This window comes from Luteibacter sp. W1I16, assembly GCF_050434905.1.
Taxonomy (GTDB): Bacteria; Pseudomonadota; Gammaproteobacteria; order Xanthomonadales; family Rhodanobacteraceae; genus Luteibacter.
Window position 1 is genome coordinate 2,822,338 of record NZ_JBNDJJ010000001.1, and the last position, 16,363, is coordinate 2,838,700.

Below are 16,363 nucleotides of genomic sequence, written 5' to 3' on the forward strand. Positions count from 1 at the left end.
GGCTTGAAAAGCCGCGTGCGGGAGGCTCCGCGGCCTGAGGCGCGCGAGATTCTCCCATGGAAGTCATCCCTGCGAAAAAACTGACCGACGTGGTCGATGACGGACCGGTGCCTCCCTATGTGCAGGCACTGGAAGACCGCGTGGGTGCGTACCTGCCGCACGACCAGGTGCTGCGTATCCGCAAGGCTTTCCTGGTCGGCGCCGCCGCCCATGAAGGGCAGACCCGCAAGTCCGGCGAGCCGTACATCACCCACCCGGTGGCCGTGGCGCACGTGCTCGCGGAACTCGGCCTCGACGCCGAGACGATCATCGCGGCGATCCTGCACGACACGCTCGAAGACACCAAGCTCGAACGCGCGGAGCTGGCCGGTGCCTTCGGTGAAACCGTGGCCGAACTCGTCGACGGCGTCACCAAGCTCGACAAGATGCGTTTTTCCAGCCGCGCCGAAGCCGATGCCGAAAGCTTCCGCAAGATGCTGCTGGCCATGGCGCGCGACCTGCGCGTCATCCTGATCAAGCTTTCCGACCGCCTGCACAACATGCGCACGCTGGGTGCGAAAGATGCCGTGTCCCGCCGGCGCATCGCCCGCGAAACGCTGGAAATCTACGCGCCGATCGCTCAGCGTCTCGGCATGAACAAGTTCAAGGCCGAATTGCAGGATCTCGGCTTCAAGGCCCTTTATCCCGATCGTCACCGCATCATCGGCGAGCGCATTCGCGCCGCCCTGGGCAACCGCCGCGAGGCGATGGCGAAGATCGAGATGGCGCTGGAAGGACGGCTCGCGGCGGAGAAGATTCCCGGCCGCGCCGTCAGCCGGATCAAGTCGGCGTGGAGCATCTATTCCAAGATGCGCAGCGAACACAAATCGTTCGCGCAGCTGATGGACGTCTACGGCTTCCGCGTCATCACCGATTCGGCCATGCATTGCTACATGGCGCTGGGTGCCGTGCATGGCTTGTACAAGCCGGTGGACGGCCGCTTCAAGGATTTCATCGCCATTCCCAAGGGCAATGGCTACCAGTCGTTGCACACCGTGCTGCTCGGGCCGTTCGGCGCGCCGATCGAGATCCAGATCCGTACCTCGGAAATGGAATCCGTGGCCGAGCGAGGCGTGGCTGCGCACTGGGCGTACAAGAGCGATTCCGGCCCGGCGAACAGCGCCCAGGCGCGTGCGCGCGAGTGGCTGTCCGCGCTGGCCGACAGCCAGGCGAACACGCCATCGGCGTCGGAGTTCCTCGAGAACGTCAAGATCGACCTGTTCCCCGACGAGGTCTACCTGTTCACGCCGCGCGGCGACATCTTCTCGCTGCCGCGCAACGCCACGGCGCTCGACTTCGCCTATGCGGTGCACACCGATGTCGGCGACCACGCCGTGGCCGCCCGCGTGGACAAGAAACTGGTGCCGTTGCGCACGCGCCTGGTATCCGGACAGCAGGTGGAGATCATCACCGCGCCGTCGGCCGTGCCCAATCCCGCATGGCTCGAGGCCGTGGTCACGGGCAAGGCGCGCACGGCGATCCGTCAATACCTCAAGCACCTGCAACACGAAGACGCGGTGGACTTCGGCCACCGCATGCTCGACCGCGCGCTCGATGCCCGCGGCCTCAGCCTCGACGCGATTCCCAGCGCCACGCTCGACCGCTTCCTCGACGACGCCAAGCTCAAGCGCCTCGAGGAGCTGTTGTCGGAAATCGCCCTTGGCAACCGCTTCGCCGATCAGGTGGCGGCGCAACTCGTGGCACTGCTCGGTCCGGGCGAGAACTACACGCAGGCGCCCGCCGAACATTCGGCGGAGAAGATCCGTATCAGTGGCGCCGAACGCGGCGTGCTCAGCTTCGGCAATTGCTGTCATCCGCTGCCGGGCGACGAGATCGTCGGTTTCCTGTCCTCGGGCAAGGGCATCGTCGTGCACCGCGTGGAATGCCCGAACGTGGCGGAGTTCCGCAAGACCCCCGAACGCATCGTCGCCATCGAATGGGACCGCGACGTCTCCGGTGACTATCGCGCGGAGCTGCGCATCGAGGTGCTCAACCGCCCGGGCGTGCTCGCCACCGTCGCCGCGGCGATCGCCGACGCCGGTTCGAACATTGAAAATGTCGAGTACATCGAGCGCGACAGCACCGCCGCCACGCTACTCTTCGCCATCGAGGTGAAGGACCGCAAGCACCTCGCCGACGTGATGCGCCGCGTGCGCCGCACCGGCGTGGTCAGCGGTGTTTACCGTCATCCGCTCTAGGACATCCCATGACCCGCAGCACCATCGCCACCGACAAGGCACCTTCGGCCATCGGCCCGTATTCGCAGGCCGTACGCGCCGGTAACACCGTGTATTTCTCGGGCCAGATTCCACTCGATCCGGCCACCGGCAACCTCGTCGAGGGCGACATCGCCACGCAGACCCGCCGCGTGTTCGACAACCTCGTGGCCGTGGCCGAAGCCGCGGGCGGAAAGCTCGCCGACATCGTCCGCGTAGGCATCTACGTCACCGACCTGGGCAATTTCGCCGCGGTGAACGCGGTAATGGCTGAGTACTTCCAGCAGCCGTATCCAGCGCGTTCGACCATCGAGGTCTCGGGCCTGCCCAAGGGCGCCCAGGTCGAGGTCGACGCGATCCTCGTCCTGCCCTAAGCCATAGCGCGGGTTCCGTGGCTCGCCGTGCATCGCCGATGACCGCCGCGCCGGTGGCGGATCCCGGGCGCGCGCCGCTGACGTCGCTCGGCGGCGTGGGCCCCGCGCTCGCGGAGACGCTGGCAAGGCTCGGGCTGCGCGAGGTGCAGGATCTCTGGTTCCACCTGCCCCTGCGTTACGAAGACCGCACCCAGGTACGTCCCATCGCCGACCTGCGTCCGGGAGACCGCGCGCAGGTGGAGGGCACGGTCGAATTCGTCGAGCGGGGTTTCCGCTTCCGACCGCAACTCAAGGTGATCATCGGCGACGAATCGGGAAGTGCGCTGCTGTTGCGCTTCTTCCACTTCCGCAAGTCGCAGGTCGACCAGTTGCAGAAGGGCACGCGCCTGCTGTGCTTCGGTGAGGTGCGCCAGGGCCCGCAGGGACTGGAAATCGTCCACCCTCAGTACCAGCGCATCGAACCCGATGAACCCGTGGTGGTGGATGAGCGGCTGACGCCGGTCTATCCGACCACGGAAGGTCTGGGCCCGCGACGGCTGGCCAGCCTGGTGTCGCGTGCGCTGGCCCATCTGCCGGTGGACGATCGCCTGGAACTCATCCCGGAATCGATCGGCCGCCCGATGGGCCTGGCGTCGTTGCGCGAGGCGTTGCTTTTCGTGCACCGGCCGCCGCCGGAAGTCGATCTGCGCGAACTCGGCGAGGGCCGGCATCCCGCGCAGAAACGCCTCGCCTTCGAGGAACTGCTGACCCAGCACCTCACCCTGCGGCGCATGCGCGCGGCGGTGAAGAAGCGCAAGGCGCCCGCGTTGAAAAGTGCCGGCGCGCTGCGTGAGCGATTGCTTGAGGCGCTGCCGTTCGCCCTCACCAAGGCGCAGGCGCGCGTCTCGAAAGAAGTGGCGCGCGACCTCGCACGCGCCCACCCGATGCTGCGCCTCGTGCAGGGCGATGTCGGCAGCGGCAAGACCGTGGTCGCCGCGCTGGCGGCGGTCGCCGCCGTGGAGAGTGGCTACCAGGTGGCGCTGATGGCGCCGACCGAATTACTCGCCGAACAGCACCTGCGTAACTTCCGCGCCTGGCTCGAACCGCTGGGGCTGGACGTGGAATGGCTGGCCGGCAAGGTGCAGGGCAGGGCGCGCAAGAAAGCGCTCGATCGTACCGCCAGTGGCGAGGCGCACGTCGTCGTCGGCACGCACGCGTTGATGCAGGAGGGCGTGGCCTTCGCGAAGCTGGGCCTCGTCATCGTCGACGAGCAGCACCGGTTCGGCGTGCACCAGCGGCTGGCGCTGCGCGACAAGGGGGCCGAAGGCGATCTCATCCCACACCAGCTCGTGCTCACCGCGACGCCGATCCCGCGCACGCTCGCCATGAGCGCCTATGCCGATCTCGACGTCTCCTCGATCGACGAGTTGCCACCGGGACGCACCCCCGTGCAGACCGTGGCGCTGTCGAACGAGCGGCGTTTCGACGTCATGGAGCGCATCCACGCGGCATGCGTGCAGGGCCGCCAGGTGTATTGGGTGTGCACGCTGATCGAGGAATCCGAACAACTCAATGCGCAGGCGGCCGAGGTGGCTCATGCCGAACTCACCGCCGCGCTGCCGGACCTCGCGGTCGGCCTGATCCACGGGCGCATGAAGCCGAAGGAAAAGCAGGCGGTGATGGACGCCTTCAAGGCGGGCGACCTCGCCGTACTGGTGGCCACCACGGTGATCGAGGTCGGCGTGGACGTGCCCAACGCGAGCCTGATGGTGATCGAGAACAGTGAGCGGCTTGGCCTCGCGCAGTTGCACCAACTGCGCGGAAGGGTGGGGCGTGGTTCGGTCGCGTCCAATTGCGTGCTGCTCTACCAGACGCCACTGTCGCGTCTGGCCAGGGAGCGGCTGCAAGTGATGAGGGAGACGAACGACGGGTTTCGCATCGCAGAAAAGGACCTCGAACTGCGCGGTCCGGGTGAAGTGCTGGGTACGCGGCAGACGGGCCAGTTGCAGTTCCGTATCGCCGACCTCGCGCGCGACGCGCACCTCATGCCCGAGGTGCAGCGCGTGGCCGAGGCGATGATGAAGGACCATCCGGTGCGTTGCGAACGGCTTATCGCGCGTTGGGTGGGCGACGCGGCCCGGTATGTGGATGCGTGAGGCTGAACGAGGCGGACAGGGCCGGACAGGGGCGGGGCCGTATCGCCGACAGGGTCGGCTCCCACCAGGTAGCGGGCGCTCGGTGGGAGCCGACCCTGTCGGCGATGTGCCCGCCTAGGCCAACCCCAGGTGCCGGCGCACTTCCGCGGCGATCGTCGCGGTTTCGCGCAATGGCGCCTGCCGTTCGGCGGTAACCGCCTCGACATCGTGCAACAGCCCCGCCGAGCGCAACTCGGCATGGAAACGCGCCAGCTTCCCCGGCAGGGGCGTGGACACGAGCGTATGCACCGGCCGTCCGGTGGCGCATGCCTCCGAAAGCATGTTCACCGAATCGGGCGTGACGAGCAGCCGGTCGGCCCAGCCGAGAATGCCCGGGTACGGATTCGCTCCATCGGCGCTGCCGGTCCAGACCACGCCCGGCAGGCCGGCGAAGACCTCGCGGATGCGTGGCAGGCTCGCCGCCGGCGTGCGCCGCGAAACGGCCACCAGGATCGATCCGCCGTCCGCCGCGTGCCGCGCGCGTGCCGCCATCAGGAAGGCGTCCACGGCGGCGGGATCCAGCCGAGCCCCATGGCGATCGCCGCCGATCAATACCCCGAGCCGGGGCCCCGGCAGTGTGGCGAACTGAGCGAAGGCGTCCCTCCCGTCGGCGAGCCATGCGTCGTCGATGGGATGGAGCGATCCCAGGGAGTGAAGCACGTTGCTCCCCTGCAGACCGTCGTGCCGCGGCGCCACCACGAGGTCCCAGTGCGCCGGATCGATCCGCGGGTCGAGGATCTGCACCGTGAGTGATGCGCCGCCGGACCAACGGCGGATCTGCCGGGTCGCCCAGGCGGCCTGGCGGCCACAGCCGATCGCCAGCTTCGGCCATGGCGGCAACAGGCTGTCCTCTTGGCGGCCCAGCGCCATGCGGGCGCCAGGCAGGCTGCGTGGCGCCAGCCACGACCAGGGCGCGCGCAACTGGACGACGATCTCGCGGATCGAGGGCGTCAGTGCCTCGGCCAGGGCCAAGGCCTGGCGCCGATTGCCGGCGGCGCCATCGGTCACGACCCAGCATGACTCGTGCGATAGCGTGCTCACGTGGCGCCACGGCCCCCGATTGTTGTCGATTTCCGCACAGTTCGTTCCCTGGCCGGCTTGTCCACGATCGCGTCGTGACGCTTACACTGTGACGATGCCGGCGTTTCGGCAGCCATCACTGTACAAGGATATCCATGAGTGCTCCGTTGACCGATGCTTCGCTTGACCAACTCTTCCTCAAGGCCCGCACCTACAACGCGTGGCTCCCGAAGGAGGTGACCGACGAGCAGCTTCACCGGCTGTACGACCTGGCGAAATTCGGCCCCACCGCCGCCAACGCCTCGCCGATGCGCCTGGTCTTCGTGAAGTCGCAAGACGCGAAGCAGCGCCTCAAGCCCCACCTGTCCGAAACCAACGTCGAAAAGACCATGCAGGCACCGGTGACGGCGATCGTCGCCACGGACTTCGCCTTCCACGAGAAGCTGCCCAAGCTGTTCCCGCATGCCGACGCGCGCAGCTGGTTCGTCGGCAACGAACCGATGATCCAGTCCTCGGGCACGCGTAACGGTTCGTTGCAGGGCGCCTACCTGATCATGGCCGCCCGGGCACTGGGACTGGATTGCGGCCCGATGTCCGGCTTCGACCAGGCCGGCGTCGACGCCGAGTTCTTCGCCGGCACGCAGATCAAGTCGAACTTCCTGATCAACATCGGCTATGGCGATCCCGGCAAGAACCTGTTCGACCGCCTGCCGCGCCTGGACTTCGACGAAGCCGCACGGATCGCCTGATACTTCCCGCGGTGACCGCACGGTCCCGCCGTCAACCGCCGTACCCACCTCACTGCAGGAGATACACCATGCGCGCTCTTCGTTATGTCGCCCTCGCCGCGCTGCTGGCCACCGCCGGCACCGCCGTCGCCGCCCCGGTCACCTACACGCTGGATCCGGGCCATACGATGGTCCTGTTCAGCTGGAACCATTTCGGTTTCTCCAACCCGACGGCTAACCTCGGCCAGGTCCAGGGCACCCTCGTCTATGACGAAAAGGATCCGTCCAAGGCCACCGTCGAGGCGACCCTGCCGCTCGCCGGCCTGGATAGCTTCGTGCCCAAGCTCGACGAGCACCTGAAGTCGGCGGATTTCCTCGATGCCGCCAAGTACCCCACCGTCACCTTCAAGAGCACCAAGGTGGTCCCGGCGGGCAAGGGCAAGCTGAAGGTCACCGGCGACCTGACCGTCCACGGCGTGACCAAGCCGGTCACCCTCGACGTCAGCCTGAACAAGGTCGGCCCGCACCCGATGATGAAGGTGCAGACGGTCGGCTTCGACGCCACCACCACGATCAAGCGCTCGGACTTCGGCGTGGGCGCGTATGTTCCGAACGTCTCGGACGAGATCAAGATCCGCATCACGACCGAAGCGCACGACGCCTCGGCCGAAAAGAAGTAAGCCACCCGCTCCGCGAGGCAAGGGAACCCGCGCCGGTCACGGCGCGGGTTTTTTCGTTTCCGGGCGGGCCTCGCCGCATGCCGCGTCGTCACGCCGGGCATTTCGTTCCTGCTAACATCGCCTTCTATCCCCGGTTCCACCGCATCGTCGGAGTTTTCCCATGCGCCCCAATCCCGCGGCCGCCCCGCTGATCCCGGCGAACGCCGAAAATCGTTACGAAGTGACCCGCGCCGACCTGCCGCTGTCCTGTCCCATGCCGGGCATGTACCTGTGGAATTCGCATCCGCGCGTCTACCTGTCCATCGAGGACGACGGCGGCACCTCGAAGTGCTCCTATTGCGGCGCGACCTACGTCCTGAAAGACTGATCGGCCCCCGCGCGGGCATGCTTCGTGCATCGCCCTCGTAACCTCTCAAACGGACCAACCCATGGCCACCGTCTCTCCCAATCGGACGATGACCGTCGTACAGCTCATACCCGCCCTGCATTCGGGTGGCGCCGAGCGCTCGACCCTGGAAATCGCCAGGGCCCTGGTCCAGTCAGGTCATCGTTCCATCGTCGTTTCCGCCGGCGGGCGGATGGTCGAGCAGCTGGAAGCCGAAGGCAGCGAACACATCGCCTTGCCCATCGGCAAGAAGTCGTTCGCCACCCTGTTCACCGTCGGCAAGCTGCGCCGTGTGTTTCGCGACATCCAGCCGGACATCGTGCACGCCCGTTCGCGCCTGCCCGCCTGGATCGGCTGGTGGGCGATGCGGGGCGTCAAGCCGCGCCCGCACTTCGTCACCACCGTGCACGGCCTGAACCGGCCCAGCCGCTATAGCGCCATCCTGCTGCGCGGCGAGCGGGTGATCGTGGTTTCGCAGACCCTGCGCGACTACGTGCTGCGCCACTACCCGCACGACATCGAGACCTCGCGCATCACGGTGATCCCGCGCGGTATCGATACGGACGCCTTTCCCTACGGGTACCGCCCCGACGACAGCTGGCAGCGCGCCTTCTTCGAGGAATACCCCCAACTCGCCGGTGCGCCCCTGCTGACCTTGCCCGGGCGAGGCACCCGACTGAAAGGCCATGCGGACGCGATCGAACTGATCGCCGACCTGAGCCACCGGGCCATCGACGCGCGCCTGCTCCTGCTCGGCGCCGACGAGCCCGGCCGCGAGGCGTATATCGCCGAGCTGCGCAACCTCATCCACCAGCGTGGCCTCGACAACAAGGTGGTGATCTCGCCGCAGCGCTCGGACGTCCGCGACATCTACGCCATGTCGGCGCTCGTGCTGCAGCTTTCCACGCGTCCCGAGTCGTTCGGGCGCACTGTCGTGGAAGCGCTGGCACTGTGCCGCCCGGTGATGGGGTATGCCCATGGCGGCGTGGGTGAACTGCTGGCCGAGCTCTATCCCGCCGGGCGCGTTCCCTTGGGTGATCGCGAGAAACTGGTCGAGCGGGCCGCCGAGCTGCTTCGCTTCGCCCCGTCCATCCCGCCGCCGCGCAGCTATCGCCTGTCCGACATGCAGTCGGCCACCCTGGCGCTCTACGCGGAGGTCGTGGAAGGCGTGCCGGCCACGTGAGCGGGAGCCGCTTCGGCGCCGCGATCAAGGCGGGCCTCGCCTCGCCGCTGCTGCCGGTCTGGCTGGTCCCGGCGCTGTTGCCGTTCGGACGCAGCGCCGAACTGGGGGTCTTCCTCGCCCTCATCGGCAGCATCCTCCTGCTCGTGCGCGAGCCAGAGGCCGTGCGCCACCATCCGGGCGCGAAGCTGTTCCTGTGGTTGTTCCTGGCCTACGCCGGCGCCGCACTGGTTTCCGCGGTGGACGCGGTGGCCCCCGGCAAGAGCTGGGGCACCGTCGCCGGCATCCTGCGCTTCGCCCCGCTGGGCGTGTACACCTGCTTCGCCATGCGCCGTCCGGGAAAGGTCCACGCGTTGTATGTCGCCACGGCGGCGGTGGTCGCGGTCTGGGTGGCCGATGCCTGGGTGCAGGCGCTGACCGGCTACGGATTGGCGGGTGCTTCGGACCCGGAGCGGTTATCCGGCATCTTCGGTGCGGATAACCTCAAACTCGGCCCCGCCTTGTCCGCGTTGGCGCCCTTCCTCCTCTGGTCCGCGCGTGAACGTTGGGGGTGGCGTGGCCTCACCGCCGCCTTCCTGCTGGCGCTCGGTCCGGTGCTTCTGTCCGGCTCGCGTGCGTCGTGGCTTTGCTATGGCGTGGTCACGCTCTGCTTCGTCTGGCGCGAGGCAGGGTCGTTCCGCCGTTTCGCGGCTGCCTGCGCCGCCGGCGCCGTGGTCGTGGCCCTCGCGCTCGCGCTGGCGTGGCAGGTGTCGCCGCGGTTCCGCGATCGCGTCGCGCATACGCTGCCCGCGTTGTCGGGAACCTCCGCCGGCGTGGATGCGGCGCTGACCGGCCGTCTGGACATCTGGACGACGTCGCTGCGCCTGTACGCGTCGCATCCGGTGAATGGCGTCGGCGTGCGCGGTTTCCGCGTCGCCTATCCCTCGGTGGCTTCGCCCGGCGACCACTTCCTCACGATCGAAAAATGCGGGGACGGCGAGGGCGCATGCCATGCGCACCAGGTCGTGCTCGAAGTCGCCACGGAGACCGGGACCCTCGGCTTGCTGGCCTGGCTGGCGGGGACCGTGTTTGCGATACGTGCCTGGTGGCATGCCGGCGCCGCCGCGCGTGCCCGCGCGTTCCCGGCGACCGTGTCGCTGGCGGCGATCCTGTTCCCGTTGAACACCCACATGGCGTTCTACTCCGCGTGGTGGGGCCTGTTGGCGGCCTGGTTGCTCTCGGTATGGTGCGCGGCGCTGTTCGCCGATCTGCCCGACGTGGAGTCCCTCGATGCCGTGTGAGCCGCTGTCGGTCGTCGTCACCACATTCGACAACGAGGCCACGATCGCGGCCTGTCTGGCATCGGTCGCCTTCGCCGACGACGTCGTCGTGCTCGACTCCGGTTCGACCGACGGTACCCGCGAAATCGCCGCGCGTTATGGGGCGAGGGTGCATGTGCAGCCGTTCGCCGGTTACAGCGCGCAGAAGCAGGCGGCGATCGACCTGGCCCTGCATCGATGGGTATTGCTGCTCGATTCCGACGAGGCCGTTCCGGCGGTAGCGGCGGAACGCATCCGGGCCGTGCTCGACGCGCCGGATGCCGCGGGATACGTGCTGCTCCGCCGTGAATGGGTGTTCTGGCGCTGGCAGCCGGACCGGGCGCGGCTCAACCATTACGTGCGGCTATTCGATCGCACGCGTGCGCGGATGAGTGGCCACGAGGTGCACGAGAGCGTCATCGTCGACGGACCGGTGCATCGGCTCGACGCCATCATCGACCACTACGGCGAGCGTGACATCGAAGGCCGCGTCGACAAGGCCAACCGCTATTCATCGTTGCAGGTGCGCGACCGGCACAGGCGGACGCCGCGCTTCCTGCGGTTGCGGATGGTGTTCTATCCCACGGTGGCGTTCGCCCGGTACTACCTCTGGCGCGGCCATTGGCGAGGCGGCTGGGCCGGTTTTGTCGCCGCCCGCGTGCACGCCTTCTACGCGTTCCTCAAGTACGCCAAGCTTTATGAGCTGCGCCGGTCAGGCGGCCAGCGCGACGGCCGCGGCCCGCTCGAAACCGAACGCGGCGACGACTAGCTCGCACACTTCGCGGCGCAAGGCTTCGCGACGGCGGAACTCGCTGCGGCGTTTGCTTTCGATCTCGGATGCATTGCGCACGGGGTCGCGTGGAGGAAGCACGTAGAAGCCATCGTCACCGGCGACGCCATCGGACTCGATCCAGAAGGCGTCGTAGTCCGCCTTCACCTTGTCCGGAATGCCGGCGAAGACGTGGGCGGCATTGCCGATACCGAGCACGCGTTCCACGCCGAAAGCATCGGCCAGCGCACGGATCATCGACAACAAGAGGTTCTTCGGCCGAAGTCCGTGGCATTGCCGCGTGAGGTCGCGAACGACATCGCGCCCGGCGTTGTTCGCGGCGCCTTGAAGGCAACCGATGACAATCGTGCGGCCCTCATCGATGAACGAGATCGTGGCGTACGAAATCTGCAGCCCGCTCTCGTCGGTGAGCGAAAGGCTGAGTTCGCCTTCGCGTCCCCGGCGCAGGGGAGCCTTGACGATCAGCGACAGCAGGCCGCCATCGCGCAAGGTCACGCGCCCGGCCAGCACCTGGCGTTCGCGATAGAGCGTGTGGAAAAACGGACGCGGGAAGTGGGCCAGCGCGAAGTCGTAGTGATCGCGCAGCGCTTTCATGCGGCGCTCCTTGCTCCAAGCCTTGCTGATGTAGCGATGCTGGTAGCGTTCCACCAGCACGGTATCGACGGAGGAAATACCTGCCATCGGCGGCTTCTCCAGAAAGGCCAGCCATGCATCGTGCGCACGCCACCGAGACGCACAACGCAGCGCATAGGTGAGCACCGCGCCGATGGCATGCGTGCGCGTGCTGTGCCATCCGGCACGGCCGCGTAATGATCGCGCGAAACGAAAGAACGACTGCATGGCGAAGGTCCGTCTTGTGGGCATGCCGAACTTTCTACGCTGGCGTTTTTTCGCGAGGCTTTCGTTGTTTCCGACGAAAGGTTCGCCGTTGTGCAGGCGTTATGCACCACGAAAGATCAGGGAAAGTCCGATGAAAGATCGCGGCATGCTGGGAGTCGCATCGGGTGGGAAGCGGCCTCGGCCGCGATCGCGCGCCAGCGCGCTTCCCACCAGGTTGCCGTAGTGCTTGGGGGTGAGAAGCGGCCTTGGCCGCGATAGCTCTTGCGACAGCCACCACTACAACCAAACCGTATTCCAATAGGGGTAATCCAGGACCGAATCGACAAGCCCCGCACGCACCGGATTCGCGACAAGGTACCGGGCCGCCCTCCTGAGATCGCCATCCCTTCTCAGTCCGCAATCATGAAAGCCTTCCTGCCACATCCCCGCCTGTCCGAGCGAACGCGACACTCTTCCCTTGAACCGTGCGACAGCACGCGACAACGGTTCGTCGCCAAGTTCGACGAGGCCATGCCAGTGGTCGGGCATCACCACCCAGGCGACACATGTCGACAGTGGCCAGGTTTTCGGGTCGTGGCATATGCGTGCGACCGAGCGCGCTGCATCGTGCTGGAGGAAAAGTGGAATGCGAGACGCGGTTGTCGTCGTGACGAGATACGTTCGTCCGGGTTCGGAGAATCGTCCGCGGCGGAGGCTTTTGCTGTGGGGTGGAGGATTTTTCATTCCTCCACGGTCATTCAAACGCGGGAGTGGGGAACAGAGGGTGTGGGTGTGGTGTTGGGTAGGGGAAGCCTGTCGCGCGCAAGCGCGCTTCCCACCAGGTTGTCGTGGTGCTTGGGGTGGGAAGCGGCCTGGGCCGCGATCGCGCGCCAGCGCGCTTCCCACCCGCGCGCTTCCCACACGAAGAAGGCAGCCGGTGGCTTAGTAGATTTTCGGTTCGCCGGGGGGGCGCGTTTTGAATCGCTTGTGGACCCAGAGGTATTGCTCCGGGGCCTCGCGGGCCATTTGTTCGATCTGCGCGTTGACACGCGCGGTGTCGAAGGCGGCGTCCTTGCTGGGGAAATCTTCCAGCGGGGCGGCGAGGCGCATGGCATAACCCGCGTCGCCGGGCAGGCGGCGGTGGAAGAAAGGAATCACCAGCGCGCCGGAGAGGCGGGCAAGGTGGTGCGTCGCCGTGATCGTCGCCGCCGGTACGCCGAAGAACGGAACGAAGACGTTGTCCTTGCTGCGCATGTCCTGGTCGGGCGCATACCAGAGCGTGCCGCCCGATTTCAGGTACTTCACCGTGCCGCGGATATCGTCTTTCTCGAACATCGCGTCGGCGTAGTGCAGGCGCGAGCGGAGGACGGTGAATTCGAAGACGTCCGAATCCATCCGCCGGTACATGCCGGCGATGCGGATGCGCTGCGAGACGAGACGCGCGCACAGTTCCAGGTGCGAGAAGTGTCCGCCGACGAGCAGGACGCCGCGGCCCTCGCGGCGCGCGGCCTCGAGATGTTCCAGCCCTTCCACCGTGACCGGCACCCGTGCGATGGCGCGGTCGGAACCCATCCAGCCGAGGGCGAATTCGGCCAGCATCATGCCGACATCGCACAGGTTGGCGCGGACCAGCGCCTGTTGCGCGGACGGGTCCAGTTCGGGAAAGCAAAGCGCGATATTGGTCGCCGCGATCCGCCGGCGCTCCGGATTCAGGTGCAGGGCAAGGCGGCCCGCCAACCGGCCCAGGCGCATCAGCAGGCGGAAGGGCAGGTGCGCGATCAGCCAGATGAAGGCCACGCCGAGCCACGCCGGCCAATGTCGGGGCGTGAGCAGGCGGCGCGTGAGGTGGGGGCGGGGCATACCGGGCATGGCCGGTCATTGTAACGAATGGGGGCGGCTATACTGCCCGGTCGATGGCAATACCAGGGATCCGCGTGCTCCTGCGCCTGCTCTACAACTTCGCCATGTACCTGTTCACGCCGCTGGTGATGCTCCGCCTGATGGCGCGTGGCATGCGTTACGGCGACTACCACGTGCGCTGGCGCGAGCGCTTCGGCCGCTTCCGCGAACCGCGCCTGACGGGTTGCCTCTGGGTACACGCGGTATCGGTGGGTGAGGTCAACGCCGCCGAGCCGCTGGTGAAGGCGCTGATGGAGGCCTATCCGCAAGCCCCGATGCTCGTGACGACGGTGACCCCGACGGGTTCCGAGCGGGTCCGCCAGCTTTTCGGCGACAGCGTGCACAGCGTCTACCTGCCCTACGACCTCCCCTTCGCGGTGAAGCGTTTCCTGCGCAGCACCCGGCCGCGGCTGGCGGTGATCGTGGAAACGGAAATCTGGCCGAACCTCTACTTCGCCTGCCGCCGCCACGGTATCCCTCTGTTGATCGCCAACGCGCGACTCTCCGAGCGCTCGCTGCGCGGTTACGCGCGAATGAGCTCGCTGGTGAAGCGCGCGTTGCGTTGCGTCAGCCATATCGCAGCGCAATCGCGCACGGATGCGGCGCGCTACCGCCTGCTGGGCGCGGAGCCCAGCCAACTCACCGTGTGCGGCAACCTGAAGTTCGACATGCCCGTGCCGCAGGCCGCGTTGGAGGCGGGCACGGCGATGCGCGAAGCCTGGGGAACGGGCCGCCCCGTGTGGATCGCCGCCAGCACCCACGAAGGCGAAGAGATGTGCGTGCTGGAAGCCCACCTCGACGTGATGCGCCGCCTGCCCGACGCCTTGTTGCTGATCGCGCCGCGCCACCCCGAACGGTTCAAGGCGGTCGAAGCCTCCGTGCGCAGCCTTGGCTTCCAGGTGGCCACGCGCAGTGGCGACGGCATTCCCAGCCATACCACGCAGTGCTTCGTCATCGACTCGATGGGCGAGTTGCTGCGCTTCTTCGCCGCGGCCGATGTCGCCTTCGTCGGTGGAAGCCTGGTCTCGATCGGCGGCCACAACGTGCTGGAGCCCGCGGCGCTGGGCAAGCCCGTGCTGGTCGGCCCTTACACGTTCAACTTCGAGGAAATCACGCAGGCGCTGCTGGACGAAGAAGGTGGCCAGCGTGTCCCCGATGGCGACGCGCTCGGCGAACAGGTGTTGTCGCTGCTACGCGATCCAAAGCGCCGTGAACACATGGGCGAGAGGGCGCGTCATGTGTTCGACAGCGAGCGGGGTTCGGTCGGCAAGGTGATGAAGCTGGTCGACAGCCTGCTGCAGGAATAAAAAAACGGGCCCAGCGGGCCCGTTTTTTCGTTCATCGCCTGCCCTGGATCACTGCAGCAGCGCGTTGATCGCTTCCAGGTCCTTCACGTCCACCGTGCCCGCGGTCTGCTTGAGCAGCAGCTTGTCGAGGATGAACTGGTGGCGCGCCTGCGAGTAGTCGCTGAGCGCCTGGGTGAGGTTCTGCTGCGCGATCAGCACGTCGACGATGGTGCGCGTGCCGACTTCGAAACCGGCCTGCGTGGCGTCGCGTGCGCTCTCAGACGATTCGACCGCGGCCTTGGTGGCCTCGACCTTGCTGATGCCGGCGACGACCGAGCGGTAGAAGTTCAGCGTGTCGCGCACGACCTGGCGACGGGTGGACTCCAGGGAATCCTGCGCCGAGTCACGCTGGTAGATCGATTGGCGGACGCGGGACTGGGTCAGGCCGCCGGAGAAGATCGGCACGCTCAGGGTCAGGCCCACGGTGGTGGCGCCACGGCCGTTGTTACCCGTGCCGAGCGTGCCCGCGGTGGACGCGGTACCGGCGTTCTGCGTCCATGCCGTGCTCTTGCTGTAGCCGACCGAGGCATCGAGCGTGGGCAGGTGGCCCGCGCGTGCGGACGAGATGCTGTGCTCCGCCGACTCCACGTTGTACTGCGAGGCGATGATGGTCGGATTGCTCTTGACCGCCTCGGCCACCCAGGCTTTCGGATCGTTGGGCGAGGGCGCATCCATCGGCAGCTGCTCGCGCAGCTTCTTCAGGTTGTCGGCTGGCTTGCCGGTGATCTGGGTCAGTGCCTCGCGTGAATCCGCCAGCGTGTTCTCGGCGGTGATCACGGCGGCGACCGCGGTATCGTGCTGCGCCTTGGCGTCCTGCACGTCGGTGATCGCCGAGAGGCCGACGTCGAATCGCTGCTGGGCCTGTTCGAGCTGGCGGGCCAGCGCCTGCTCGTTCGCCTTGGCGAAGGTCAGGGCGTCGTCGTTGGTCAGCACCTGGAAATACGCGGTGGCGACGCGGGTGGCGAGTTGCTGCAAAGCGGCTTCGTAGGTGGCGTCCTGCGCCTCCGACGAGGAGCGCGCCGCCTTCAGGTCGGCGTACTTGCTGAAGTCGACCACGCTCTGGCTGATGGTGGCGCCCAGCTCGCGGGTGCGGGTGTGGCCCGCGTCGGAGGTGAGCACCGGGTTGCCGGCGCCGTCGACCACGGGGTTGCCCGCGGCATCGGTGACGATCGAGCGGGAGGGGCCGTTCGGGTCGCTCTGGTTAAGGCTGAGCTGGGCGGTGATCTGCGGCAGCAGCAACGCGCGGGCCTGCGCCACGCCCTCGCCGGTGGCGAGACGGGTGGAATCGGCCTGTGACAGCACCGGGTCGTTGGCCCGGGCCTGCCGGTAGGCGTCGAGCAAGTCTTCCGCATGGCTCGCGAACGGCATCGCGGCCAATGCCAGCGCGACGGTGAGCAGCTTCAAGCGCATGGTTT

Annotated in this window: 15 protein-coding genes; 10 read left to right on the forward strand and 5 right to left on the reverse strand. The window is 67.2% G+C overall.

Features of this window, described 5'->3' with window-relative positions:
* Positions 1–56 precede the first annotated feature (56 nt).
* The 3 genes from QFZ41_RS12465 to recG are packed head-to-tail and all read left to right on the forward strand — an operon-like array spanning position 57 to position 4,764.
* Entirely contained in the window at positions 57–2,237 is a 2,181-nt protein-coding gene (locus QFZ41_RS12465; RefSeq protein WP_429199069.1) for a RelA/SpoT family protein, read from the forward strand.
* Between the two features lie 8 nt (positions 2,238–2,245).
* Entirely contained in the window at positions 2,246–2,629 is a 384-nt protein-coding gene (locus QFZ41_RS12470; RefSeq protein ID WP_429199070.1) for a RidA family protein, read from the forward strand.
* Between the two features lie 38 nt (positions 2,630–2,667).
* A complete protein-coding gene (gene recG / locus QFZ41_RS12475) occupies positions 2,668–4,764 on the forward strand; it encodes an ATP-dependent DNA helicase RecG (RefSeq protein WP_429200226.1) in 2,097 nt (698 codons plus the stop codon).
* 114 nt (positions 4,765–4,878) lie between these two features.
* On the opposite strand, the gene QFZ41_RS12480 is transcribed toward recG, so the two are convergent.
* Positions 4,879–5,844 carry a mitochondrial fission ELM1 family protein gene (locus QFZ41_RS12480; protein WP_429199071.1) on the reverse strand — a complete coding sequence of 322 codons (966 nt, stop codon included), beginning with the start codon at positions 5,842–5,844 and terminating at the stop codon, positions 4,879–4,881.
* A 134-nt stretch (positions 5,845–5,978) separates the two neighbouring features.
* On the opposite strand from QFZ41_RS12480, the gene QFZ41_RS12485 reads away from it, so the two are divergent.
* The 6 genes from QFZ41_RS12485 (at position 5,979) to QFZ41_RS12510 (ending at position 10,863) form a co-directional block, all read left to right on the forward strand.
* Positions 5,979–6,572 (forward strand): malonic semialdehyde reductase, encoded by a 594-nt coding sequence (locus QFZ41_RS12485; RefSeq protein ID WP_429199072.1) that lies wholly within the window; start codon positions 5,979–5,981, stop codon positions 6,570–6,572.
* 68 nt (positions 6,573–6,640) lie between these two features.
* A complete protein-coding gene (locus QFZ41_RS12490; RefSeq protein ID WP_429199073.1) occupies positions 6,641–7,231 on the forward strand; it encodes a YceI family protein in 591 nt (196 codons plus the stop codon).
* Positions 7,232–7,391: 160 nt separating this feature from the next.
* Entirely contained in the window at positions 7,392–7,598 is a 207-nt protein-coding gene (locus tag QFZ41_RS12495) for a zinc-finger domain-containing protein (RefSeq protein WP_429199074.1), read from the forward strand.
* 61 nt (positions 7,599–7,659) lie between these two features.
* Positions 7,660–8,799 carry a glycosyltransferase gene (locus QFZ41_RS12500; RefSeq protein WP_429199075.1) on the forward strand — a complete coding sequence of 380 codons (1,140 nt, stop codon included), beginning with the start codon at positions 7,660–7,662 and terminating at the stop codon, positions 8,797–8,799.
* Positions 8,796–10,076 carry an O-antigen ligase family protein gene (locus tag QFZ41_RS12505; RefSeq protein WP_429199076.1) on the forward strand — a complete coding sequence of 427 codons (1,281 nt, stop codon included), beginning with the start codon at positions 8,796–8,798 and terminating at the stop codon, positions 10,074–10,076. The genes QFZ41_RS12500 and QFZ41_RS12505 overlap by 4 nt, the downstream gene beginning before the upstream one ends.
* A complete protein-coding gene (locus QFZ41_RS12510) occupies positions 10,066–10,863 on the forward strand; it encodes a glycosyltransferase family 2 protein (RefSeq protein WP_429199077.1) in 798 nt (265 codons plus the stop codon). The genes QFZ41_RS12505 and QFZ41_RS12510 overlap by 11 nt, the downstream gene beginning before the upstream one ends.
* On the opposite strand, the gene QFZ41_RS12515 is transcribed toward QFZ41_RS12510, so the two are convergent.
* The 3 genes from QFZ41_RS12515 to lpxL all read right to left on the reverse strand — a co-directional run bounded on the left by QFZ41_RS12515 (position 10,807) and on the right by lpxL (position 13,572).
* Entirely contained in the window at positions 10,807–11,724 is a 918-nt protein-coding gene (locus QFZ41_RS12515) for a VirK/YbjX family protein (protein ID WP_429199078.1), read from the reverse strand. The genes QFZ41_RS12510 and QFZ41_RS12515 overlap by 57 nt on opposite strands.
* Before the next feature lie 276 nt (positions 11,725–12,000).
* Positions 12,001–12,447, reverse strand: coding sequence for an REP-associated tyrosine transposase (locus tag QFZ41_RS12520; RefSeq protein WP_429199079.1), 447 nt, complete (start codon positions 12,445–12,447; stop codon positions 12,001–12,003).
* Between the two features lie 198 nt (positions 12,448–12,645).
* Entirely contained in the window at positions 12,646–13,572 is a 927-nt protein-coding gene (gene lpxL, locus QFZ41_RS12525; RefSeq protein WP_429199080.1) for an LpxL/LpxP family Kdo(2)-lipid IV(A) lauroyl/palmitoleoyl acyltransferase, read from the reverse strand.
* A gap of 71 nt (positions 13,573–13,643) precedes the next feature.
* Here lpxL and waaA point away from each other — a divergent pair, with 71 nt between their 5' ends.
* On the forward strand, positions 13,644–14,909 hold the full coding sequence (gene waaA / locus QFZ41_RS12530) for a lipid IV(A) 3-deoxy-D-manno-octulosonic acid transferase (RefSeq protein ID WP_429200228.1): 1,266 nt from the start codon (positions 13,644–13,646) through the stop codon (positions 14,907–14,909).
* A 48-nt stretch (positions 14,910–14,957) separates the two neighbouring features.
* Here the strand turns inward: waaA and QFZ41_RS12535 are convergent, their stop codons facing one another.
* Entirely contained in the window at positions 14,958–16,358 is a 1,401-nt protein-coding gene (locus QFZ41_RS12535; RefSeq protein ID WP_429199081.1) for a TolC family outer membrane protein, read from the reverse strand.
* Positions 16,359–16,363 lie beyond the last annotated feature (5 nt).